This is a genomic window from Rhizobium sp. Leaf453 (assembly GCF_001425605.1).
Taxonomy (GTDB): domain Bacteria; phylum Pseudomonadota; class Alphaproteobacteria; order Rhizobiales; family Rhizobiaceae; genus Pararhizobium.
Genome location: NZ_LMRG01000001.1, coordinates 375,797 through 399,546, shown reverse-complemented (window position 1 = coordinate 399,546; position 23,750 = coordinate 375,797). Strand labels below are relative to the sequence as shown.

The 23,750-nt window shown below is 61.0% G+C and carries 20 protein-coding genes; 12 read left to right on the top strand and 8 right to left on the bottom strand.

Going from position 1 to position 23,750, the window contains the following annotated elements:
• The first annotated feature begins 204 nt into the window (after nucleotides 1–204).
• Genes ASG68_RS01960 through ASG68_RS01950 form a run of 3 tightly spaced genes read left to right on the top strand, consistent with a single transcriptional unit; the run spans nucleotide 205 to nucleotide 2,986 of the window.
• Entirely contained in the window at nucleotides 205–1,824 is a 1,620-nt protein-coding gene (locus ASG68_RS01960; protein WP_062583586.1) for a Ppx/GppA phosphatase family protein, read from the top strand.
• The gene (locus ASG68_RS01955) at nucleotides 1,821–2,600 is read left to right on the top strand and encodes an RlmE family RNA methyltransferase (protein ID WP_062583587.1); all 780 of its coding nucleotides are present in this window, start codon (nucleotides 1,821–1,823) and stop codon (nucleotides 2,598–2,600) included. Before ASG68_RS01960 ends, ASG68_RS01955 begins: the two co-directional genes overlap by 4 nt.
• 2 nt (nucleotides 2,601–2,602) lie before the next feature.
• Entirely contained in the window at nucleotides 2,603–2,986 is a 384-nt protein-coding gene (locus tag ASG68_RS01950; RefSeq protein WP_062583588.1) for a VOC family protein, read from the top strand.
• A 6-nt stretch (nucleotides 2,987–2,992) separates the two neighbouring features.
• Here ASG68_RS01950 and ASG68_RS01945 read toward each other — a convergent pair whose 3' ends face one another.
• Nucleotides 2,993–4,405, bottom strand: a complete 1,413-nt coding sequence (locus ASG68_RS01945) for a DHA2 family efflux MFS transporter permease subunit (protein WP_062583714.1) — start codon at nucleotides 4,403–4,405, stop codon at nucleotides 2,993–2,995.
• A 192-nt stretch (nucleotides 4,406–4,597) separates the two neighbouring features.
• Here ASG68_RS01945 and ASG68_RS01940 point away from each other — a divergent pair, with 192 nt between their 5' ends.
• Together ASG68_RS01940 and guaB are read left to right on the top strand one after the other, a co-directional pair.
• Nucleotides 4,598–5,587 (top strand): MBL fold metallo-hydrolase, encoded by a 990-nt coding sequence (locus tag ASG68_RS01940; protein ID WP_062583589.1) that lies wholly within the window; start codon nucleotides 4,598–4,600, stop codon nucleotides 5,585–5,587.
• 189 nt (nucleotides 5,588–5,776) lie between these two features.
• Nucleotides 5,777–7,273 (top strand): IMP dehydrogenase, encoded by a 1,497-nt coding sequence (gene guaB / locus ASG68_RS01935; protein ID WP_062583590.1) that lies wholly within the window; start codon nucleotides 5,777–5,779, stop codon nucleotides 7,271–7,273.
• Nucleotides 7,274–7,336: 63 nt separating this feature from the next.
• Here guaB and ASG68_RS01930 read toward each other — a convergent pair whose 3' ends face one another.
• Nucleotides 7,337–8,596: a low temperature requirement protein A gene (locus ASG68_RS01930; protein ID WP_062583591.1), complete on the bottom strand. Its 1,260-nt coding sequence runs from the start codon at nucleotides 8,594–8,596 to the stop codon at nucleotides 7,337–7,339.
• Between the two features lie 160 nt (nucleotides 8,597–8,756).
• Here ASG68_RS01930 and ASG68_RS01925 point away from each other — a divergent pair, with 160 nt between their 5' ends.
• The 5 genes from ASG68_RS01925 (at nucleotide 8,757) to ASG68_RS01905 (ending at nucleotide 13,150) form a co-directional block, all read left to right on the top strand.
• Nucleotides 8,757–9,176 carry an MAPEG family protein gene (locus tag ASG68_RS01925; protein WP_062583592.1) on the top strand — a complete coding sequence of 140 codons (420 nt, stop codon included), beginning with the start codon at nucleotides 8,757–8,759 and terminating at the stop codon, nucleotides 9,174–9,176.
• Between the two features lie 235 nt (nucleotides 9,177–9,411).
• Complete coding sequence (locus tag ASG68_RS01920) at nucleotides 9,412–10,539, top strand: DUF3734 domain-containing protein (protein WP_062583715.1); 1,128 nt, start codon at nucleotides 9,412–9,414, stop codon at nucleotides 10,537–10,539.
• Nucleotides 10,539–11,279 (top strand): acetoacetate decarboxylase, encoded by a 741-nt coding sequence (locus ASG68_RS01915; protein WP_062583593.1) that lies wholly within the window; start codon nucleotides 10,539–10,541, stop codon nucleotides 11,277–11,279. The genes ASG68_RS01920 and ASG68_RS01915 overlap by 1 nt, the downstream gene beginning before the upstream one ends.
• Before the next feature lie 12 nt (nucleotides 11,280–11,291).
• The gene (locus ASG68_RS01910; RefSeq protein ID WP_062583594.1) at nucleotides 11,292–12,074 is read left to right on the top strand and encodes a 3-hydroxybutyrate dehydrogenase; all 783 of its coding nucleotides are present in this window, start codon (nucleotides 11,292–11,294) and stop codon (nucleotides 12,072–12,074) included.
• A 200-nt stretch (nucleotides 12,075–12,274) separates the two neighbouring features.
• Nucleotides 12,275–13,150 (top strand): dienelactone hydrolase family protein, encoded by an 876-nt coding sequence (locus ASG68_RS01905; RefSeq protein WP_062583595.1) that lies wholly within the window; start codon nucleotides 12,275–12,277, stop codon nucleotides 13,148–13,150.
• Nucleotides 13,151–13,260: 110 nt separating this feature from the next.
• On the opposite strand, the gene ASG68_RS01900 is transcribed toward ASG68_RS01905, so the two are convergent.
• The gene (locus ASG68_RS01900; protein ID WP_062583596.1) at nucleotides 13,261–14,160 is read right to left on the bottom strand and encodes a hydrogen peroxide-inducible genes activator; all 900 of its coding nucleotides are present in this window, start codon (nucleotides 14,158–14,160) and stop codon (nucleotides 13,261–13,263) included.
• Between the two features lie 109 nt (nucleotides 14,161–14,269).
• Between ASG68_RS01900 and katG the strand changes: the two genes are divergently transcribed.
• Nucleotides 14,270–16,477 (top strand): catalase/peroxidase HPI, encoded by a 2,208-nt coding sequence (gene katG / locus ASG68_RS01895; RefSeq protein WP_062583597.1) that lies wholly within the window; start codon nucleotides 14,270–14,272, stop codon nucleotides 16,475–16,477.
• Nucleotides 16,478–16,795: 318 nt separating this feature from the next.
• Here the strand turns inward: katG and ASG68_RS01890 are convergent, their stop codons facing one another.
• On the bottom strand, nucleotides 16,796–17,746 hold the full coding sequence (locus tag ASG68_RS01890; protein ID WP_062583598.1) for a LysR substrate-binding domain-containing protein: 951 nt from the start codon (nucleotides 17,744–17,746) through the stop codon (nucleotides 16,796–16,798).
• Between the two features lie 231 nt (nucleotides 17,747–17,977).
• Between ASG68_RS01890 and ASG68_RS01885 the strand changes: the two genes are divergently transcribed.
• The gene (locus tag ASG68_RS01885; RefSeq protein ID WP_062583599.1) at nucleotides 17,978–18,271 is read left to right on the top strand and encodes a DUF1127 domain-containing protein; all 294 of its coding nucleotides are present in this window, start codon (nucleotides 17,978–17,980) and stop codon (nucleotides 18,269–18,271) included.
• Between the two features lie 237 nt (nucleotides 18,272–18,508).
• Here ASG68_RS01885 and ASG68_RS32705 read toward each other — a convergent pair whose 3' ends face one another.
• The 4 genes from ASG68_RS32705 to ASG68_RS01865 all read right to left on the bottom strand — a co-directional run bounded on the left by ASG68_RS32705 (nucleotide 18,509) and on the right by ASG68_RS01865 (nucleotide 23,665).
• Entirely contained in the window at nucleotides 18,509–20,731 is a 2,223-nt protein-coding gene (locus ASG68_RS32705) for a calcium-binding protein (protein ID WP_062583600.1), read from the bottom strand.
• A gap of 248 nt (nucleotides 20,732–20,979) precedes the next feature.
• Nucleotides 20,980–21,810 carry a DUF937 domain-containing protein gene (locus ASG68_RS01875; RefSeq protein WP_062583601.1) on the bottom strand — a complete coding sequence of 277 codons (831 nt, stop codon included), beginning with the start codon at nucleotides 21,808–21,810 and terminating at the stop codon, nucleotides 20,980–20,982.
• Nucleotides 21,811–21,917: 107 nt separating this feature from the next.
• Nucleotides 21,918–22,244: a hypothetical protein gene (locus ASG68_RS01870; RefSeq protein ID WP_062583602.1), complete on the bottom strand. Its 327-nt coding sequence runs from the start codon at nucleotides 22,242–22,244 to the stop codon at nucleotides 21,918–21,920.
• 47 nt (nucleotides 22,245–22,291) lie between these two features.
• Complete coding sequence (locus tag ASG68_RS01865) at nucleotides 22,292–23,665, bottom strand: glutamate--cysteine ligase (RefSeq protein ID WP_062583603.1); 1,374 nt, start codon at nucleotides 23,663–23,665, stop codon at nucleotides 22,292–22,294.
• Between the last annotated feature and the right edge of the window lie 85 nt (nucleotides 23,666–23,750).

Sequence of the window (23,750 nt, the reverse complement as noted above, 5' to 3'; positions counted from 1 at the left end):
ATAGATTTTGGAAAAAATTTTGGAAGCGGTGGAATGTGTGCCAGCCTGTGGCGCGAAAGGTGCGGCTTGCCGAAACATAAGCGATGAAAGCGGCGGCGCAAAAAGAATTTGGTGAATTGGGCAGGCGCTGGTAAAGTCTGGTCAACGAAAATCAAGAGAGCGCCTTGAGCGGCATTCGTTCTGCGCGGCGCAATGGACAGACACGTGAGAGACCCCGACAGCGGCGAACAGCCGTCCGTTTCCGGGGCGTCGGCAGCAGGCCGTAACGAGGGGCAGACACCGTCCCGTTCCGGCAAGGGCAAGCGCAGGCGGGGAAAGCCGTCGCGCATTGTCCCTGCGAATGCCAGTTCTTCCGGCCATGCCGGAGAAACAGGGCGTCCCGAAGTGAGAGATGCGACCGGCGAACCCGTGCGCAAACGCAAGCGTCGACGCCGGTCGAAATCCGGCCAGGCGCAGCCAGGCGCACCGAATCAACCCGTTGCCGCAAGCCATCCGAACGCTTCCGCTCTCGCTGAAAAGCCGGTGGCTGCTGCCGGTCCGGATCACGCCAATCAGAAGCGAAGCAAGAAGCACCGGCAAAGGCGCAGCCTGCAGGGGCGTCCGCTGGCAACGAGCGAAAAGCCGCGTCCCCTGGCGGATACTGCTACAAGGCCACAGCCGTTTCATGTGTTTCCAGCCCGAAAGACCGAGGATCGCCCGGCTAGCCAACAGAACGGCAGTGACGAACGGCGCGGCAACGGCGCTGCGCACGGACATGCTCACGGGCACGGCTTCGAAAGTTCGCCGCTCTATGCAGCGCTCGATCTCGGCACCAACAATTGCCGTCTGCTGATCGCCCAGCCGACGCGCCCCGGCCAGTTCCGGGTCGTCGATGCGTTTTCACGGATCGTGCGGCTGGGCGAGGGGCTCGGCGCCTCCGGCCGGCTGTCTCAGGATGCCATGGACCGGTCGATCGATGCGCTCAAGGTCTGCGCTTCCAAGCTGAAGACCCGCGATATCCGCAAGACCCGGCTGATTGCTACGGAGGCGACACGCGCCGCCGAGAATGGCGAGGCTTTCCTCGAACGCGTTTTGGCGGAAACCGGGCTTGAGCTCGAGATCATCACCCGCGAAACCGAAGCGCGGCTCGCCGTGTCCGGCTGCTCGTCGCTGGTTGGGCGCGAGACGAAATCGGTCGTACTGTTCGATATCGGCGGTGGCTCCTCGGAAATCGCCGTCATCAAGATCGGCGAAAACCGGTCCAGCCGGCTGGCCAATCACATCACCCACTGGACATCGCTGCCGGTCGGCGTCGTCACGCTGTCGGAACGCCATGGCGGCCAGGATGTGACGCCGCAGGGTTTCGAGGCGATGGTGAGCGAAGTTCAGGGCATGCTCGCCAAGTTCGATTGCCCGGCGATCCATACGCTCGACAATCCCGGCGACGAGAACGGCTTCCATCTGATCGGCACGTCCGGAACGGTAACGACGCTCGCTGGCGTCCATCTCGATCTGCCGCGCTACGATCGCCGCAAGGTGGACGGGCTGTGGCTGTCGGATGACGAGGTGTCGGCCATGCAGGCGCGTCTGCTGTCCTGGGATTTCACCGCGCGAGCGGCCAATCCCTGCATCGGACCGGATCGGGCGGACCTGGTTCTGGCCGGCTGTGCCATTCTCGAAGCCATCCGTCGCCGCTGGCCGTCGGAGCGCATGCGCGTTGCCGATCGTGGGCTGCGCGAAGGCCTATTGACCGACATGATGGCCGATGATGGTGTCTGGCGGCGCGGTCGCGCCCGGCGTCCCATGCGCGGCCCACACGCTTCCCACGAAGGAAACACGCAATGACCAAACCCCCGATCGGCGGAAACCGCACCGGGCGCAAGCTTGGCCAGAAGGTCAAGAAGGGCAAGCTCAAGGCCTCGTCGCGGCGCTGGCTGGAGCGTCATATCAACGATCCCTACGTGCAGCGCGCCCAGCTCGAAGGTTATCGCGCCCGCGCGGCTTTCAAGCTTCTGGAGATCGACGAGAAGCACAAGATCCTGTCGGGCGCCAAGCGCATCATCGATCTCGGCGCCGCGCCGGGCAGCTGGTCGCAGATCGCAGCCAAGGTCACCAATTCGACCGATGCCGAGCCGAAGGTTGTCTCCATCGACTTTCTCGAGTTCGACCCGCTCCCTGGCGTGCATATCGTGCAACTGGACTTCCTCGATCCGTCGGCGCCCGAAAAGCTGATGACGGCACTCGGCGGCACGCCGGATCTCGTGCTCTCCGACATGGCGGCGCCGACGACGGGCCACCGCCAGACCGACCATATCCGCACCATGCATCTCTGCGAGGTCGCGGCCTATTTCGCCATCGACGTGCTGGCCGAGGGCGGGCATTTTCTGGCCAAGACCTTCCAGGGTGGCGCCGAGCGCGAACTGCTGACGCTGCTCAAGCAGAATTTCAAGCAGGTCATCCATGTAAAACCGGCTGCGTCGCGGGCGGAATCGGTCGAGATGTTCCTACTTGCCAAGGGCTTCAAGGGCCGCAAGCCTGGCGCGCCATCGCTGCGGGAAACCGAAACGGCGATCGACGACCGCTATCTCACCGACGAGCGGGATCCGGTCGAGGCCGAATAAGAATGCTTCTCTATGTGACTCTCGGCAGCAACGATCTCGCCCGGTCGCAACGCTTCTACGATGCGACGTTGGCGCCGCTCGGTCTTTCGCGCCGCAAGCAGGATGATGTCGAGATCGGCTATGGCGCCGAGAGCGACAGCCGGTGCCGCCTGTGGGTGGTCACGCCCTATGACCGGAATGCCGCGACGATCGGCAACGGGTCGATGGTCGCTCTGGAGGCGGACAGCCGCGCGGCCATCGACGCCTTTTATGCGGCAGCCCTTGCCCATGGCGGCACGGATGAGGGCGGGCCGGGCCTCCGGCCTTTCCACGCGCATTTTTATGCGGCTTATGTTCGCGATCCCGATGGCAACAAGCTGTCGGCCGTCTGCGAAAAGCCGGAATAGTCTCGGCTATTTGACCGCCACGATCTCCTCTTCGGGGTCGAGATGTTTCCCGTGTCCCGATACCGAGGCACCGGCAGTCTTCGACATGCCGATCAGCGGGATGACGGCCGAGAGCGTGATGGCAGAAATCAACATGAAGGCGGTCTGGAAGTCACCCAGTTCCAGCGGCGATCCCGTTAGCGTCGTCTCGATTTCCAGGATCGCACCGGCAACCGCGACGCCAAGCGCCAGGCTCATCTGCTGCAGCACGGCAGTCATTGAGGTCGCCTTGCTCGCCATCGAATCCGGAATGTCGGCAAAGGCCAGCGCGTTGACGCTGGTGAAGAAGAACGACCGGGCAAAACCGGCCAGCAGCAGGATCACCATCATCACCGCGTAGGGTGTCGCCGGGGTGAACAGGCCGTTGACGAAGGTCAGGATCGCGCCGGTGATGCAGGCGAAGATCAGTGTCGTGCGGAACCCGGCGAAGATCAGGACGCGCTTGGCGAAGAATTTCGTGGTGAGTGCGCCGACGGCACCGACGAAGGTGATCATGCCGGATTGGAACGGCGTCAGGCCGAAGCCGACCTGAAGCATCAGTGGCATCAGGAAGGGCACGGCGCCGATCGAGATTCGGAAGAGCGTGCCGCCGATTGCGGCTGCCCGGAAGGCACTGTCCTTGAACAGGTTGAGATCGAGAAGCGGCGCCGGGTGGCGACGGGCGTGCCGGACATAGAGAACCGCGCAGACGATGCCGATGGCGACAGCGACTGCTCCGACCTGTGGCGGCAGGGCCGGCAGGCTCATGACCGACAGGCCGAACATCGTGCCGGAGGCGGCGATGGCGCTCAGGAAGAAGCCCTTGATATCAATTGGCGGTGGCGCTTCGCTGACGATTTCCGGCAGATAAATGCCTGAGAGGATGTAGCCGAGAATGCCAACCGGGACGTTGATCAGGAAGATCCAGTGCCAGGAGAAATAGGTGGTGATGAAGCCGCCGAGTGGCGGGCCGGCCAGCGGTCCGACGAGGGCGGGAATGGTCAGAAGCGCCATGGCGCCGACCAGCTCGCTGCGCTGGGTGGAGCGAACCAACACGAGACGCGCCACCGGCGTCATCATCGCCCCGCCCATGCCCTGCAGGAAGCGGGCGAGCACGAAGGCAAGCACGCTGTTGGCAAAGGCGCAGAAGATCGACCCGAGGATGAAGACGAGGATGGCGGCGCGAAAGATGCGCTTGGCGCCAAACTTGTCAGCCATCCAGCCGCTGAGCGGAATGAAGATCGCCAGCGATACCATGTAGGAGGTCAACGCCAGTTTCAGCGTGATCGGCCCGACGCCAAGGTCATGGGCGATCGCCGGCAGCGAGGTGGCAATGACGGTGGAATCCATCTGCTCCATGAAGAGAGCGACGGCGAGGATCATCGGGACGATGCGGTTCATGCGAAGGCCTTGCATGCGGGAGGATGAAGCGACGGAGATAGGGCTTTTCAGGCCAAAGTCGGGTCGCGGCGTTCAACTTGCGATCACATCCGTGTGAGTCCTGCAGGCATTGTTTGTCAAGGCGCTAGATGTTGCCTTGCCGGATGTCGCCATCCGCAATCCATTGCCAGAACCCCATTGGAGAACAGCAAGATGACATCTTTTCCCTTGAGCCGTCGTGCCTTATTTGGGACAGCAGCCGCCGGCGCGCTGGCCGCACCTTTTGTCATGAGCAGCAGCGCCCTGGCGCAAAGCGAACCGAAAGCCGACAGCATGAAATCACCGGCAGGCAGAACCAACAGTTTCAAGATCGGCTCCTTTGGCGTCACCGTCATCAGCGACGGTATCCGCGTCGCCGAGAAGCCGCATGAAACATTCGGCACCAACCAGTCGCCCGAGGCAGTGGCGGACCTTCTGAAAGCGAATTTCCTGCCGACCGAAAAATTCGTCAACGGCTTCTCGCCGACCCTGATCGATACCGGCACCGATATCGTCCTGTTCGACACGGGCATGGGCGAGGGCGGCCGGGAGGCCGGTGCCGGTCATCTGCTCGAAGGCCTCAAGGCTGCGGGTTATACACCGGATCAAGTGAGCGTCGTCGTCCTCACCCACATGCATGGCGACCATATCAACGGCCTGATGGAAGGCGGTGCGCCGGCTTTCAAGAATGCCCGTTATGTCGCCGGCCAGGTCGAATTTGATTTCTGGAAGGACGAGGCCCGTGTCGGCACGCCGGCCGAGAATGGCCATAAGGGCGTCTTGAAGAATGTCGTGCCGCTGGCCGATAAGATGACCTTCATTGGCGATGGCGCCGAAGTCGTGCCGGGCATCACCGGCATGGCCGCTTTCGGCCATTCGCCAGGCCACATGGTGTTCAAGGTTGAATCGGAAGGCAAGGGTCTGGTGTTGACCGCCGACACCGCCAATCATTTCGTCCTGTCGCTGCAGCGACCGGATTGGGAAGTGAAGTTCGACATGGACAAGGCAAAGGCGGCCGCCGCACGCAATACGGTGTTCGACATGATCGCCACCGACCGTCTGCCTTTCGTCGGTTACCACATGCCGTTTCCGGCCGTCGGTTTCATCGAAAAGCACGAGCAGGGCTATCGGTTCGTGCCGGAGACCTATCAGTTCGAAATCTGATGCCGCATTGCACAGGAAACTTGGCAGACCCGGCGTTTTCGCCGGGCCTTGCCACTTTCCAACCCGTCATATCCGTGTTACCAGCCCTCGCCAACTTCCAAGAAACTCTCGCCCGTTGATCGGGGCGAGTCTCCCGCCGCACGGTTTTCGATTGTGCGGGGAGGGTTCCATTTACCGAAGGGATTGGCCATGGCACGCATCATCGAAACGGCGACCGGTTTGGAGGCATTGACCTTCGACGACGTTCTTCTGCAACCGGGACATTCCGAAGTCATGCCGGGGCAGACCAACATTGCCACCCGCATCGCCCAGGATATCGACCTCAACCTGCCGATTCTGTCGTCTGCCATGGACACGGTCACCGAAGGCCGCCTGGCGATCGCCATGGCGCAGGCCGGCGGTATCGGCGTTATCCACCGTAACCTGACCCCGATCGAACAGGCAGAGCAGGTCCGCCAGGTCAAGAAGTTCGAAAGCGGCATGGTCGTCAACCCGGTGACCATCGGTCCCGATGCCACGCTCGCCGACGCACTGGCGCTGATGAAGATGTATTCGATCTCCGGCATCCCGGTCGTCGAAAATGCCAATGGCTCTGTTCCCGGCCGCCTCGTCGGTATTCTGACCAACCGCGATGTGCGCTTCGCGTCCGATCCCGGCCAGAAGATCTACGAACTGATGACCCGGGAAAACCTGATCACGGTCACCGAAAACGTCGATCAGAAAGAAGCCAAGCGCCTTCTCCACACTCACCGCATCGAGAAGCTGCTGGTCGTCGATGGCGATCGCCGCTGTATCGGCCTGATCACCGTCAAGGATATCGAGAAGTCGCAGCTCAACCCGAATGCTTCCAAGGATGCTCAGGGTCGCTTGCGTGCCGCCGCCGCCATCAGCGTCGGTGATGATGGTATCGAGCGGGCCGAGCGGCTGATCGATGCTGGCGTTGACCTCATCGTTGTCGATACCGCGCATGGCCATTCGCAGCGCGTTCTCGATGCTGTCACCAAGGTCAAGACCATGTCGAACTCGGTTCGCATCATGGCCGGGAATGTCGCCACCTCCGATGGCACCAAGGCGCTGATCGATGCCGGTGCGGATGCTGTCAAGGTCGGTATCGGCCCGGGCTCGATCTGCACCACCCGCATCGTCGCCGGCGTCGGGGTGCCGCAGCTTGCGGCCATCATGTCGGCTGTTGAAGCCGCGCAGGCCTCCGGCATTCCGGTCATCGCCGATGGCGGCATCAAGTTCTCCGGCGACCTCGCCAAGGCGATCGCCGCCGGCGCATCGGCCTGCATGATCGGCTCGCTGCTCGCCGGCACGGACGAAAGCCCGGGCGAGGTGTTCCTCTATCAGGGCCGTTCGTTCAAGGCCTATCGCGGCATGGGTTCCGTCGGTGCCATGGCGCGCGGCTCGGCAGACCGCTACTTCCAGGCGGAAGTGCGTGACACGCTGAAGCTGGTGCCGGAAGGCATCGAAGGCCAGGTGCCGTATAAGGGACCGGTCTCGGGTGTGCTGCACCAACTGGCCGGCGGTCTCAAGGCTTCGATGGGTTATGTCGGCGGCAAGACCATCAAGGACTTCCAGGAACGCGCCACCTTCGTGCGCATCTCCGGCGCCGGCCTGCGCGAAAGCCATGCCCATGACGTGACCATCACCCGCGAAAGCCCGAACTATCCGGGCGCGATGTAATTATTGTTTCATGTTTGAAATTTGAAAGGCGGCGAGGGCAACTTCGCCGCCTTTTCATTGATCTCAATGGCCGAGTGCCCGGCGGAGCGCCTCACTGCCGTAGTGATGCCCCTTCACCTCATAGCCGAGTACCGGCACGAGTGGCGCGAACATCAGGATCACCAGGCAGAGCGTCATGCTGACGCCTGCGGCAGCACAGGCGACGGAGAGTATGACGATCGCCGTCATGCCGGCCATCAGCCAGACATAGAACGTCTCCATTTTGCGCAGCAGGTAAACGTAGAAGCCGAATATCAGCGAGATATAGGCAAAGACTGGGATGGCGACGGTGAGAACCGCGGCCACCGCGCCGATATGGGCCTTGTGCTCGATATAATAGGCGGCGACGTGGAGCCCGGCGCCGGTGGCGGCAATGGCGGCAAAGACGAGCATGTTGCCATAGCCCCAGACGAAGGACCGGTTGCGGAAGACGTGCAGCACCCGGCCTGCCGGCAATATGAAATAAAGCCACCACATGCCGAATGTCAGGCCGGTACCGGCAATGCAGACGAGGATGGCGTCGAGGTTCCAGCCCTGTTCACCGGTGATGGCTGAAATCGACGCCACCGTGCCGACGACGCCTTCGCCGAGCGTGATGATCGCCAAGAGGCCGTAACGTTCGGCTATATGATGCGCATGCCAGGGCGTGCCGCCGTTGGTGCGTTCGGCAATGAACGGCCCCAGCATTTCAATGAGCGTCAGTGTAATGACGCAGATGGCGGTCACAAGCAGAGGCATGTCGATGAAGATCGAGATGACCCAGCCGACCTGGGCGATGGAGATGGCGGTCACATAGGTGAGGCAGGCCTTGCGCCGTTCCGGATTTTGCCGAGCCGCCCGCAGCCACTGGAACACCATCGCGATGCGCATGATGACGTAACCGAGCACCATGACGCTGTTGTTGACATGCTCGCCATGATCGATCGTCTCGAACATCTTCGGCAGGCCGAGCGCCAGGACGAGCACACCGACCATCTGGATCATGGTGGTGACACGGTAGACCCAATCGTCGGTATCGAAGGCGGAGGCGAACCAGGAAAAATTGACCCAGGCCCAGCAGACCGCGAACATGGCAAAGCCGAAGCCCATCAGGCCGGCGGCGTAATGCCCTTCGGCGAGCAGGTGAGCGAGTTGCGACGCGGCGATGCCAAAAGCGATGACGAAGGTCAGGTCGAAGAGCAGTTCGAGTGGTGTCGCCACACGGTGATGTTCATGCGGGTCGCGTCCGGTCATTGCCGAAACATGATGGTGGGGAAGCGGTTCGGCGGCGGGATTTTCGGACATTCGTATTCCACTCGTCATTGGCGGGCGCGGGTCATGGCTCCCGTGTTGCAGTATGGGCCGACCTTCTCCCATCGGCAAAAGGGGAGTCAAGCCACCGTCGTTTCTGGATTTGGGCCGCCGTCGCTATACATGATCCCTCATTCGAATCGACGGAGTCTTCATGCCCACATCGACTGCAATCTTCTGGCCTGTCATCGCGCAGGTCGGGCTCGTCTTCTCCATCTATTTCCTGATGATGCGCCGCAGGTTCGGTGCCGTGCGGGCCGGAACGGCAAAGGCGCAGGATTACAAGATCCCGACGATCGAGCCGGCACCCAGCGCCACCGTCGCGCGCAATCTGATCAACCAGTTCGAACTGCCGCTGCTCTTCTATCTCGTCTGCGTTATGCTTTACGTGACGGCTGGGGTCAGCCAGGCAGCAATTATCGTCGCTTGGCTGTTCGTGCTCAGCCGGTTTGCGCATGCCTATGTGCATGTGACATCGAACCGCCTGAAAGTGCGTCAGCGGCTTTTCACCGTCGGCTTCGTGCTGAACTTCGTGCTCTGGGTGCTTTTCGCCGTGCACATCGCCACGATTTGACCGTGATGCACCGTCACATTCTGTTGCATTGCGCAGTGCACAAGGCTGGACTATCATCCCCTCCATTAACAGGAAATGGAATCCGCTCGCCGACAGCAAGCGTCTGAAATAAATAAACTATCATCCCCTCTATCGTCTTTCCGCATTACCAAAACTTAATCTGCGAAAGCGGAACGTGGCCTCCCTTCCGGGCGTTGTCTGTTCGCCGTCGCAGCATTCCAGAGGTAAGTATCCGGTGAGCACCATTCCCACAGAAAAGACCGTGCTGGTGTTTCAGGGCGGCGGCGCTCTCGGCGCCTATCAGGCCGGCGCCTACGAAGCGTTGCACGAGGCCGGCATCCGCCCCGACTGGCTGGCCGGTATTTCGATCGGCTCGATCAATTCGGCGATCATCGCTGGGAGCCCGGTCGACAGTCGCGTCGATAATCTGCGCACCTTCTGGCATCGCGTGTCATCGGGTCTGTCAGGCCATTTCTTCGGCAATGGCGACGTGATGCGCAAATGGTTCAACGAATCCGCTGCCGTGCTGGGCTCATTGACCGGCGTTCCCGGCTTCTTCACCCCGCGCGCCTTCGCGCCTTGGAACATCCCTGGCGACCCCATGGCCGCCATCAGCCTCTATGATACGGCGCCGTTGCAGGAGACGCTGGCGGGTCTGATTGATTTCGACCTGATCAATTCCGGCGCCATCCGGCTGAGCCTCGGCGCCGTCGATGTGATGAGCGGCAATTTCAACTATTTCGACAATCGGCACTGCGAATTCACCACCGAACATATCGCCGCCTCCGGGGCGCTACCGCCGGCTTTCGCGCCGGTCGAGATCGACGGGCGCTACTACTGGGATGGCGGCATCGTTTCCAACACGCCGCTGCAACGCATTCTCGCCGGCGAGGAACTGGAGAGCGACCTCTGCATCTTCCAGGTCGATCTGTTCAGCGCCCGGGGACCACTGCCCAAGGACCTGTTCGATGTCGATGCCCGCGAAAAGGAAATCCGTTTTTCCAGCCGCACCCGTTTGAACACCGACCAGTTCCGCAAGCTGCAGACTATCCGCATGGCGGCCAAGCGCCTGATGGAGAAACTGCCCGACGAACTGAAGGACGATCCGGACGCGCGGCTGCTTGAAAAGATCGGCAATGATTCCGCCGTCACCATGGTGCACCTGATCTATCGCCATGCGGCCTATGAGGGCGGGTCGAAGGATTACGAGTTCTCGCGGCTTTCTGTCGAGGAGCACTGGAAGGCCGGGCATGACGACGTTGTTCATACGCTCACCCATCCGGACTGGCAGGAGCGCACCCGCCCGACAAACGGTATCCGTGTCTTCGATCTCTGCGAAAAACACGTACGGGAGAAAAAATAGTGAAAATCGATGACGTGAAGCGCAATGCCTTCGCCATGCCACTGACCAGCCCGTCCTATCCGCCGGGTCCCTATCGGTTCATCAACCGCGAATATATGATCATCACCTACCGGACCGATCCGGAAGCGCTGCGCCGCGTGGTGCCTGAACCGCTGCAGTTCGACGAGCCGCTGGTGAAATACGAGTTTATCCGCATGCCGGATTCTACTGGCTTTGGTGACTACACCGAATCCGGTCAGGTCATTCCCGTCACCTATGAAGGCGTCCATGGCGGCTATGTGCATTCCATGTATCTCAACGACGACGCGCCGATCGCCGGCGGCCGCGAGATCTGGGGGTTTCCGAAAAAGCTCGCCGAGCCGTCGTTGACTTCGGTCAAGGATGCCCTCGTCGGTACACTGGATTACGGCGGCCAGCGCGTCGCCACGGCAACGATGGGCTTCAAGCATCGCACGCTCGACAAGGCCAAGGTGCTAGAAAGCCTGAAACAGCCGAATTTCATGCTGAAGATCATTCCGCATGTGGACTGCACGCCGCGCATCTGCGAACTGGTCCGCTACTATCTGGAGGATCTGACGGTCAAGGGCGCTTGGGAAGGGCCGGGCGCGCTCGCGCTGTTTCCACACGCGCTGGCGCCGGTCGCCGACCTGCCGGTGCTTGAAGTCAAATCCGCCATCCATATTCTCTCGGACCTGACGCTGGGCCTCGGCGAAGTGGTCCATGATTATCTTGCGCAATAGGGAGTTAGAACCATGAAACTCAAGGACAAGGTCTGCATCGTCACCGGCTCGGCCAGCGGCATCGGTCTGGCGATCGCGAAGAAATACGTGTCGGAGGGGGCCAAGGTCGTGATCGCGGACCTGAAGCTCGACGCGGCGGAAGCGACGGCGAAGGATCTGACGTCCGCCGGCCCGGGCGAGGCCATCGGCGTCGCCATGGATGTGACCAGCGAAGACGCCGTCAATACCGGCGTGGCCGAGGTCATCGCCAAGTGGGGCAGGGTGGATGTGCTCGTCTCCAATGCCGGCATCCAGATCGTCAACAAGATCGAGGACTATGCCTTTTCCGACTGGAAGAAGATGTTGTCGATCCATCTCGATGGTGCCTTCCTGACCACCAAGGCCTGCATCCCGCACATGAAGGCGCAGAAGGGCGGCGCCATAATCTATATGGGGTCGGTGCATTCGCACGAGGCCTCGCCGCTGAAATCCGCCTATGTCACCGCCAAGCACGGCCTGCTCGGGCTTGCGCGCGTTGTTGCCAAGGAAGGCGGGCCGGACGGCGTGCGCGCCAATGTCATCTGCCCCGGTTTCGTCAAGACGCCGCTGGTCGAAAAGCAGATTCCGGAACAGGCCGTGCGGCTCGGCATTTCCGAGGAGGAAGTCGTCAAGAAGATGATGCTCGGCGGCACGGTCGATACCGAATTTACGACGCTTGAGGACGTCGCTGAAGTGGCGCTGCTGTTTGCAGGCTTCGAGACCAATGCGCTGACCGGCCAGTCGCTTGTCGTCAGCCACGGTTGGTACATGCAATAGGCTAATGCCCTGATCCGGCCGTGGTCCTCACGGCCGGATCACGTTTACGTCAAGTTAACGGGTCGGCCGTTGCCACCTGCGGGCGATGTCGCAATTCTGTTGCTCTCGTGCCCGCAGTATGCCGGACAGGAACATTGCTTGCCACCATCAAGCGCGCTTGCCTTGAGCGCAGGACGCGCCTCACCCCGGGAGGAACGACAATGGAACAGCCGAAGATTACCCAGGCGATGATCAACGCCTATGACGAATACACGCACCTGAGCCTCGACCGCCGAGGCTTCATGCAGAAGCTGACGGCCCTGACCGGCTCGGCGGCAAGTGCCGCTGCCATCGCGCCTCTGCTGGCCGCCAACAGCGCCCAGGCGGAAATCATCCCGGAAGCCGATCCGCGCGTGAAAGCGGAAGACGTCACCTATCCCGGCGAAGGCGGCGACATGAAGGGTTATCTGGTGCGCCCCGCCGATGCCTCCGGAAAGCTGCCCGCCGTCATCGTCATCCATGAAAATCGCGGCCTCAACCCGCATATCAAAGATGTCGCCCGCCGAATGGCGCTGGAAGGTTTCGTTGCGCTGGCCCCGGACTTCCTGTCGCCATCGGGCGGCACGCCTGCCGATGAGGACAAGGCACGCGAAATGATCGGCGCGCTCGATGGCAAGCAGACCATCGGTAATGCGGTTGCGACCGTCACCTATCTCGAAGGCAACGAGGCCACGACCGGCAAGGCCGGCGCCATCGGTTTCTGCTGGGGTGGCGGCATGGTCAACAAACTCGCCGTCGCGTCCCCCAACCTCAAGGCCGGCGTTGCCTATTACGGTTCCCAGGCACCGGCCGAAGATGTGCCGAAGATCAAGGCCGCGCTTCTCCTGCACTATGCCGGCCTCGACGACCGCATCAATGCCGGTATCGACGCCTATAAAAAGGCGTTGACCGACGCCGGCAAGGATTTCACCATCCAGATTTACGACGGCGTCAACCACGCCTTCAACAACGACACCTCCGCCGCCCGCTACGACAAGGCCGCCGCCGATCTCGCCTGGAGCCGGACGGTGGAGTTTCTGAAGGCGAAGGTGGTGTGATAACTTTCCGAGACATCTGAATTCGAGGCTCACCCCCCTCTGTCACTCCGTGACAGAGGGGGGTGAGCCTCCGCAAACTCGGAACGTTGTCTCAACTGTGCTTCTTCTTATCACCCCAACAACTCCCCCGCCGCCTCGGTTACCAAAGCCGCTAGTGCCTGCTGGTCGCCGTCGCGGCCGCTGCGGTTGCGCCAGATGAGGCCGATCTGGCGGGAGGGCTGCGGTTCGGCGAAGGGGACGATGCGCATGCGGTTGCGGGTGCGCTCGTCCTTCACCGCGATCTCCGGAATGAGCGTGATGCCCATGCCATGGCTAACCATCTGCAACAGCGTCGCCATTGACGTTGCACCATAATTGGCGACGCTGCGGCCGGCATTGGTGCCGCAGACAGCGAGCGCCTGGTCGCGCAGGCAGTGTCCTTCTTCCAGCAGCAGCAGCCGGTCCATGTCCACCTGCGCTTCCGTCATCGGCGAGACCAGGACGGTGTTTTCGTCCTCGGCACTGGCGATCAGGAAACGGTCCTCGAACAGTGGGCGCGATTGAAGGCTATCGTCTCCGTGGGGAAGCGCGATGATGGCGCAGTCGAGCTTGCCGTGCTTGACGTCATCGACGCAGCCGGTGGTCAACAGTTCGCGCAGTTCCACATCCAGTTTCGGATAACGCTGTCGCATCATCGGGATGAGCTTGGGCACCAGATATGGCGCGACCGTGGGGATGATGCCGAGCCGGAGGCGTCCCTCCAGCACGCCGGTGGCTTGCCGGGCACGGTCATACAGAGCATCGACAGACAAAAGGATGGCGCGGATATCCGGCAGCAGCGCCTCGCCCTGCCGTGTCAGAAGCGCGCCGCTGCGGTTGCGCTCGATGACCTTCACGTCGAGATGGCGCTCCATTTCGGCGATCTGCGCGGAGAGAGCCGGTTGACTGACATTGACCATTTCGGCGGCCCGCCCGAAGTGCCGTGTGGTTGCCAGAGCATCGAAATAACGCATTTGTCGCAGGGTGATCATGATAAGTCTATCCTATCGATAATCCTATTAAATACAATTGGAAACTATGGAGAATATGGACGAAGGTGCGGCCGAACCAATTCCATTGCGTTAAAAACAGGAGGCACACATGGACGCCAAGGTCGAAAAAACGGGTAAGTGTCCGGTCATGCACGGCTCGCTCACCAGCAATGCGGGCGAGGGCACGTCGAACCGGGAGTGGTGGCCGAACCAGCTCAATCTGAAGATTCTGCATCAGAATTCCGCCCTGTCCGATCCGATGGGAACCGGCTTCGATTACGCCGAAGCGTTCAAGACGCTCGATCTTGCCGCCGTCAAGCAGGACCTGTTCGCGCTGATGACGGATTCGCAGGAATGGTGGCCGGCCGACTTCGGTCATTACGGCCCCTTCTTCATCCGCATGGCCTGGCACAGCGCCGGCACGTACCGGACGGGCGACGGTCGCGGCGGCGCTTCCTCGGGTACGCAGCGCTTCGCGCCGCTCAACAGCTGGCCGGATAACGTCAACCTCGACAAGGCCCGCCGCCTGCTCTGGCCGATCAAGCAGAAGTACGGCAACAAGCTCTCCTGGGCCGACCTGCTGATCCTCACCGGCAATTGCGCGCTCGAATCCATGGGCTTCAAGACCTTCGGTTTCGCCGGCGGCCGTCCCGATGTCTGGGAGCCGGAAGAAGACATCTACTGGGGTGCCGAGCGTACCTGGCTCGACGACAAGCGCTACACCGGCGAACGTGACCTCGAAAACCCGCTCGCAGCCGTGCAGATGGGCCTGATCTATGTCAACCCAGAAGGCCCGAACGGCAATCCGGACCCGATCGCTTCTGCCCGCGATATCCGCGAAACCTTTGGCCGCATGGCCATGAACGACGAGGAAACCGTCGCGCTGATCGCCGGTGGCCACACCTTCGGCAAGACCCATGGTGCGGGCGATGCCGCCCATGTCGGCCGCGAGCCGGAAGCCGCCGATATCGAACTGCAGGGCCTCGGCTGGGCGAGCAGCTATGGCAGCGGTCATGGCGGCGATACCATCTCCAGCGGTCTCGAAGTCACCTGGACCTCAACGCCGACGAAATGGAGCAACAACTTCTTCTGGAACCTGTTCGGCTATGAGTGGGAACTGACGAAGAGCCCGGCCGGTGCACACCAGTGGACCCCGAAGCATGGCATGGGTGCGGGTTCAGTGCCGGATGCGCACGACGCATCGAAGCGCCATGCGCCATCCATGCTGACCAGCGACCTCGCGCTGCGCGCCGATCCGGCCTATGAGAAGATCTCGCGCCGGTTCTATGAAAACCCCGATCAGTTCGCCGACGCCTTCGCCCGCGCCTGGTTCAAGCTGACCCACCGCGACATGGGACCGAAGGCTCGTTATCTCGGTCCGGAAGTGCCGAGCGAAGACCTGATCTGGCAGGACCCGATCCCGGCCATCAACCACGTCCTGGTCGATGACGCCGATATCGCATCGCTGAAGGAAAAAATCCTTGCCTCGGGCCTGTCGGTCTCGCAGCTGGTTTCGACAGCCTGGGCATCCGCCTCGACCTTCCGCGGGTCGGACAAGCGTGGTGGTGCCAACGGCGCCCGTATCCGCCTTGCCCCGCAGCGCCATTGGGAGGCTAACCAGCCCGATCAGCTCGGCACGGTGCTTGTTGCGCTCGAAGCGATCCAGGCGGCCTTCAACGACGCCCAGTCCGGGGCTAAGAAGGTCTCGATTGCTGACCTGATCGTTCTGGGCGGTGTTGCCGCCGTCGAAAAGGCAGCCAAGGACGCCGGTCACGACGTCTCGGTTCCCTTCACGCCGGGCCGCACCGACGCCACGCAGGAAGAGACCGATGTCGAATCCTTCTCGGTTCTCGAGCCGGTTTCGGAAGGTTTCCGCAACTATCAGAAGACCGCGTTCACGGTTTCGGCCGAGGAACTGCTGATCGACAAGGCTCAGCTTCTGACGCTGACCGCGCCGGAAATGACGGTTCTCGTCGGTGGCCTGCGCGCGCTGAACGCCAATGTTGGCCAGTCCCAACACGGTGTCTTCACCAAGAGCCCGGAAACCCTGACGAACGACTTCTTCGTCAACCTGCTCGACATGGGCACGGTGTGGAAGGCTGTTTCGGCTGACAAGGACGTCTTCGAAGGCCGTGACCGCAAGACCGGCGAGGTCAAGTGGACCGCAACCCGCGTCGATCTGGTCTTCGGCTCGAACTCGCAGCTGCGCGCTCTTGCCGAAGTTTACGGCCAGAGCGATGCAGGTGAAAAGTTCGTTCGCGACTTCGTCGCTGCCTGGACCAAGGTGATGAACGCGGACCGGTTCGATCTGAACTGATCGTCACCGTCGCTGTGAAATCGAAACCGGGCTCCGCAAGGCGCCCGGTTTTTTCATGTCTCCGCCTGTTTTGAGTGCAATCCGCAGATAAGACCAAAAATGGTTCACCAGCCCCTCTTGGGACATGACCCGTGTTCGTCTATGAGTTCCCCGCACCGGCGATTAAGCCTTTGCGACTGTTAACTATTTTGATGACGAGAAGCTAATGTAGGGTGCCTTCAGGGGCGCATTTGGCCATACGGCAATACCGGCTGCGTAAAGCAGAGCCGCGCCCTTTCCACCGAAAGAGCGCGGTTTTTTATTGTCACGATGGTTGGTTTACCAGCCGGGCAGCATATGGCTCTGGCGCAGGCGCGGATAGCGAGGGAAGCTCTTGATGTCTGTGTCGAGATCATCGGTGGCCGCGTTCGGCGTGATGTTGTCGAGGCAGGCCGTGATGTGATTGGTGATCGCGTTCGACAGCGATGGCGAGAGGCCTGGACGCTTCATGATGCCGATCTGCACCGGCGCCAACGCCGGAAAGCCGTCCGCCTGGGTCAGCACCTTCATGCCGGTGCGCAGCGCCGATTCCGGCAGGACCGAAACCGCCATGCCGGCGAGCACGGCCGCCGCGACAACGGTCGATGACCAGCTTGTGAACAGGATGTTGTATTCCTTGCCCGTCGCGTCCAGCGCAGAACAGGCAGCTTGCCGCCATTGGCAATCGCGTTTGCCGACGGCCAGCGGCACCGGCGCATTCTCCGGCAGCGGATGATTGATGGAACTCACCCAGCAGAGCGGCTCGGTGCGCACGACATCCGAAGCGCGCGCGCGCGGATTGTGCGTCACCAGCGCGATGTCGAGTTCGCCCTTCGCCATCTTCTCGGCGAGGTCGACGGATGGTTCGCAGACGATGTTAAGCTCGACATTCGGATGCGTCTTGGCAAAGCGGACAATGATTTCAGGCATATAGCGGTCGGCATAGTCGTCGGGTGTGCCGATCCGCAGCGTGCCTTCGAGCCTGTTGTCATCGAAGGAGGCAATCGCTTCGTTGTTCAGCCGGATCATCCGACGGGCGAAGTTCAAGAGCCGGTCGCCCTCCGCCGTCAGCCGGTTGCCGCGGCCATCCTTGGCGAAAAGCTGCTTGCCGATCCGCTCCTCGAGACGCCGCATCTGCATCGACACGGCTGACTGGGTCTTGAAGACCCGATCCGCCGCCTTGGTGAAGCTGCCGGTGTCGGCGATGGCCACGAACGTCTGCAATTGATCGATATCGAGCGGTGCGGCCATGGCCCCAGGTCCTTCGAAAGAGTACCTATAAAATTGTTTGATGAATATCATTAGAAACATTCGTTGGACTGATCAATAAGGATTTGCGAATTTGATCGTGCAAATCGCATCAAACAAGCGGCCAGCCAGTCTCTGGCGACACCGATCACCATCAAAGTTTCGACCCGACCCCCGCGCTGACCTCCCTGCGGGGGATGGGTCGCTTCGTGCCCAGGAAAAAGGAGTAGTATCATGCGCACGACCGATTCCACCCTCGATCTCACCCTGACCGGGAAGCTGACCGCCGCATCCCGCCTTGCGGGGCTGACGGGCGTGATGACGTCGGTTTGGCGCCTGCTGCGAAACCGAAGCGCCATCGGCCGCTTGGACGATCTCGACGATCATCAGTTGCTGGACATGGGTCTCAGCCGTCATGAAGTCCGTGAAGCCCTGACCTCGTCGTTCTTCGACGATCCCAGCCGTCATCTGACGCAGGCTTCTCGCAACCGAGCGAATATTTTCTACAGGAATGCGCGCCAAGATTGACGTATTCCTCCGCTGCAGTATGGTGTCGGCCGATTAAACCGACCAGCAGCTTCAAAATTTTGTTGCGCTCCTCATGCGTCGAAAGATGCGCCGCGCAACAGGGACGCGCAGCCGCCTCTGCGCGTTACCGTTCCCCGCAGGGTTGAGCCAATATGCCCTGCTGCTTGCCCGGTGCGCGGTCCCGAGCCCGCACCGGGCTTTTTCTTTGATGGCGATCCCGATAAAGGCGGACACGTCTCAGACGAGCACGAAATCCGCCGCTGTCAGTGTCGAATTGACCCCCGACGTGTTGTCGATGATGGCGAACTTGATTGCGGAGTAAGTCGCCCCGGATCCGTCACGGTCATAGAAGAGCTCTCCCGTCGTGCGGTTGTAGATGATCCGGTCGCTGGAATCGGCTGCGCCGCTGCTCAAGTCCTTGAAAGCGGCGGAGACGAGTGTGCCGTCAGGATGCTTCGCAATGTTGACGAAGATCGAATCCTCCAGATGGATCGTATCGTCCAGGCGGACATAATCGTTGATCGTGTCGACATTGGTGCCTGCGCTCAGGGTGGTATTGAAGAGGAAGAAGTCCTTGCCGGCGCCGCCTGTCAGCAGATCGTTGCCAGTGCCTCCATTGAGGATGTCATCGCCGCTGGCACCATCGAGAATGTCATTGCCTGCGCCGCCAAGAATCGTGTTGGCGATCGAGTCCGCACCGGTCAGATTGTCGGCGTGCGCGCTCCCCTCAATGTTCTCGATCACATTGTAGGTGTCGCCCGATGCATCCCCCGTATTGACCGCCGGATTTTTCAGACTGACCACGACGCCCGCGGTTGCCGTTCTGTAGGAAGCCGTATCGGAACCTGGTCCGCCGATCAGGGTATCCGCGCCCGCACCGCCAATTAGGATGTCGTCGCCATCCTGGCCTCTGAGCGCGTCGTTGCCGGCCCGGCCATCCAGCGTATCATTGCCTGTTCCGCCATAGATCGTGTTGGCGGTGCTGTTGGCGGAAAGGGTATCGTTGAAGCTGGAGCCGAGCAGGTTTTCGATCGAATTGTAGGTGTCGCCCGCCGCCTCACCAAGATTGCCGGCGGGGGTCGAGAGATCGACCTTCACGGCAGCGGCCGCATTGGCGTAGGACGCCCAATCGGCACCGGTTCCGCCGATCAGGTAATCGGCCCCCTTGCCGCCTTCCAGGGTGTCACTGCCACCTTGGCCATAGATCTTGTCGTCGCCGTCGAGGCCCTGCACAATGGCGCCGTCAATCCGGCTCGTCAGCACGTCATTGGCGCTGGTGCCCTGGATCGGGCTGGTGCGCGGATCGAAGATGGTGAGTTGGATGTCCCTGTCGCCACCAACGTCGGCGGTGAAGGTCGCCACGAAGCGGCCGTCATCGAGCAGCGCGAATTGCATCTGCGAGGGATTGCCCGTTGTTGCAAGTGTGAATTCCGTACCCACTTCCTGGCCGGATGCGTTGAAGCGCTGCCCTTTCAGGCTGTGAGACGTGCCATCAGCCCAACCGAGAACGAAACCGCCGTCGGCGAGCGCCGTCACCGTCGGTGCGCTTTCGGCACCCGAAGTCTCGCGCAACACTTCGACACCGACGACGCCCGGCGCGGAAAAGTAGCGGGCGATCGCGCCCGGCGCGCCGGGACCGGCATCGGAATCTGTCCAGGCGATGACGAAACCGCCATTCGAAAGCGTGGCGATGACAGGCTTGGCGGCCGTGCCAAGATCGGTGCTGGCAACGAGCCTCTGGGTCAGCGTGCCGCCGCTTGTTCTGACCGAATACCAGATCTGGGTATAGTCGGTGCCCGCGCCGATGGTCAGGTCGCGCTCATAGGTTACGATCAGGCTGCCGTTCGACAGCACAGCGAGATCGGCCGCGCGGGTGGCTTCCGCCGTCGTCTCGAAATTGATCAGCGTGCCCGCCGCCTTATTCGAGAGGATATGCCCGACGATATTGGAGGCGGCGCCATTGTCGCTTTGCTCATAGACGATCGCCGCATCGCCATTGGCGAGCGCAACAATCGACGGCGCGCGATCATCGACCCCGAGCGGACCCGCAAAGTTCTGCCGCAGATCGATATTGTAGTCGAAGCTGCCGTCAGCTTTGAAATAATCGATGTTGATGTTCTCGGCGTCGCCGATCGGCACGGCGTCCGTCGATTGGTAGGCGACGGCAAAACTGCCGTCGTCGAAAGAGATGATGTCCGGAGCCTGCTGGTTGTCGTCGTTGTATATGACGCTGGCAGTAAATTCGTCGCCGACCGGACGCCCCAGCGCATCATAAATCTGGCCGAGCACTTCCAAGCCCGGAAAACCGAACTGACCGCCGGAGTCATCGATCCATGTAACCAGAAAACGGCCATCGGCGAGCGCTACGACCTTGGAACCGTATTGTGTGTTCCCGTAGGTGCCGTCGTCGATGGTATTCACTTGGAAACGCGACTTCCACAGCGTGGGCTTCGTTGTCATGGTGCTTTCCCCGGCAATATCTCATCCTTGGCGTCCTCCATCGATTGATGTCGCGATTGGTCGGAGCGCTTCGGTGCTGAATGTATGATGCGATATGTCACATGCCGCCAGTCATGCAGATGCTTCGGCATCATAGCTGCACGGCTTTATTCAACTTCAGGTATAGAATATGCGTCAATCTTGTCGCTGTGTCAGGCTTTGTCAATCTGAGTTTTATGACATCACCAAAACACCGGATTCGGGTCTTGTCAGCCCGACGTATTCTTCCGGTAGGTCTCGAACAGACCGTCGATGGTCTTCTGATATTCCTTCTGTGCCTCAAGCCCGCTGTCAAACATCTTGTTCATCATGTCGGTAAATGGAACCATGGGGCTGGTGTCGGTTGTTTTCTTTTCCGGTTCGGGTTTTCCACCCGGCGCGCTCATCATGTCCTGAAACGCCTTCATGAACGGATTGCCGGCAAACATATCCGGCGCAGTTGGCTGTTTTTCCTCCGGCTTGCTCATACCGAAGAACCCCTGCATGGCCTGCGTAAAGGGATTGTCAAAGGGATTGGGGGCGGGTTGCGGCTTCTTGATGAAGCCGGAAGCCTCCAGCCACGGCTTCATCATCGTTTCCATGGGCGTATTGGCGAAGGGATTCTGCATTCCGCCCAATTGGCCGGACGCCTGCTTGAACAGGCCACCCATGATGGCGCTCGCTATGGCGGGCATCATCTGCTTGTAGATTTCCTGCCCTATACCGGTTACGTGCGCCGCCTGTACCGAGACGGCCTGCAGCATCTCCTTCGAACCGAAAAGCTGGTTGAGGACATTGTTTCCATCCGTGAGGCCTTGGGGCGTGAAGGCCTTGTTCAAATCCTCGAAATATTGCGCATAGTTGCCGCTCGACATCGCGGTCAGCATGGCCCCGACATCATAGGGATTGGCCGAGTTGTGCTTCAGCGCTGCGGAAAAGGCCGGCATCAGCGCCGCCGTCGCCTTGGTCATCTGTTCCTGCGCGAGTCCGAATTGCTTGGCCATCACGTCGATCGCCTTGCCGTTCTGCGCCTGCATCATCATGTCAAAAAGCGGGATCATGTCCTGTTCTCTCCTGCAGGCGAAACGACGCATCTCGTTGCACTATAACGAGGAAATGACAGGTGGAAACCGCTTTTTCAGAAAGCCGGCAACCATCGGTTCCCGGATCATTGATAGCCGAGCGCCGAAAACTGTTCCTTGAACCACCAGAAGCCGGCAGCCGTCGCAAGCGCAACGAGGCCAAACAGAAACCATCCTGTCGGTGTGAATGTCTGGCGCTCCACATTGCGGTAGGAAAGGTTCGATCCCTTCACGACAAACGCCGCACCGAAAATGATGCACAGGGGAACGATCAGGAAAATCTTGAGGGAGTAACTGACCTCCGGCGCGCCCTGCCGTGCCTCTTCAAGTGGGCGGATTGCAAAGAACCAGCCCAATGCGACGCCAAGCGCGATCAGCGCCAGCCCCGCCAGCCTTGCCTTCAGTTCCTGCATGCTTGCTCTCCCCCCCCCTCGGGACGGCAATCAGGACGTGGCGCCCATCAATATTGATAGTCGGCGAACACCGGATCGACCGAACCGTTCCAGCGCCCGTTGTAAAGAGCCAGCAAATCCTCGGCAAGCGTTGCCTTCTTGGCCAGCACTTCGTCGAGAGGCGCAAGGAAGATCGTCTCGTCAACTTCGTCGCCGTTCAACCGCTTGCGGTTCTTAAGGCCGAGGCGCGAGATCGACAGAACCTCGCGGGAAACGTCGTAGAGCGACTTACCGCCATGCGCGGTTTTAAGTCCCTGCGCCGGGACGGCGTTGCGCATGGCAAGTGTGTCCTCGTAGGTCCATTCGCGCGTAAGGTCTTCCGCCGCTGCAAGCGCTTCGTCGTCGTAAAGGAGCCCGACCCAGAAGGCCGGCAGCGCACAGATCCGCCGCCAGGGGCCACCATCGGCGCCGCGCATTTCGAGGAAGCGCTTGAGGCGCACGTCCGGGAAGAGCGTCGAGAGGTGGTTGGTCCAGTCGCCCATATTGGGTTCCCAGTCGGCCAATTCACCCTTCAGTGCGCCGTTCATGAACTGCCGGAAGGTCACATGCGTACAGTCGTGATACCTGCCGTCGCGGACGACGAAATACATCGGCACGTCGAGTGCCCATTTGACATAGTCCTCGAAGCCGAAATCGGCGTTAAACACGGCTGGCAACACGCCGGCGCGCTGGTTGTCGGTGTCGCGCCAGATGTTGCCGCGCCAGGACAGAAGGCCGTTCGGCTTGCCGTCGGTAAAGGGCGAGCTTGCAAACAGCGCCGTGGAGAGCGGCTGCAGCTTCAAGGAAACCTGCATCTTGCGGCGCATGTCTTCTTCGGACGAGAAGTCGAGATTCACCTGAATCGTGCAGGTGCGATACATCATGTCGAGGCCCTGCGTGCCGACCTTCGGCATGTAGCGGCTCATGATGTCGTAGCGGGATTTCGGCATGCGCGGGGTTTCCGCCAGCGTCCATTTCGGGCTGCCGCCGATACCGAGGAAACGGATGCCGAGCGGTTCGGCGATTTCGCGCAGCACGGCCAGATGCTGGTTGGATTCCTTGCAGGTCTGGTGCAGGTTTTCGAGCGGCGCACCCGACAGCTCGAACTGTCCGCCGGGCTCCAGCGAGATCGCGCCCTGTCCGGACTGTTCGGCGAGACCGATGATGTTGCCGGCGTCGATGATCGGCTCCCAGCCGGTCTTTTCCGCCATGCCGTTCAGGAGCGCAGAAATGCTGGCTTCGCCGAAATAGGGAACGGGGCTGTTATCGGCCTTGAAGAAGGCGAATTTCTCATGCTCGGTGCCGATGCGGAACCTGTCCTTCGGCTTGTTGCCTCCGGCCAGATATTCGGTCAGTTCTGCGACGGAGCTAACCGGCGTCTGGTCGGTGGTATCTCTGGCCATGGGCGTCTTCTTTTGAATGGGCTTAAGCCTGCCGGACGGCAGAATTCAGGAGGGTGATTGAACCGGTTTCACGTGTGGTGCAAGT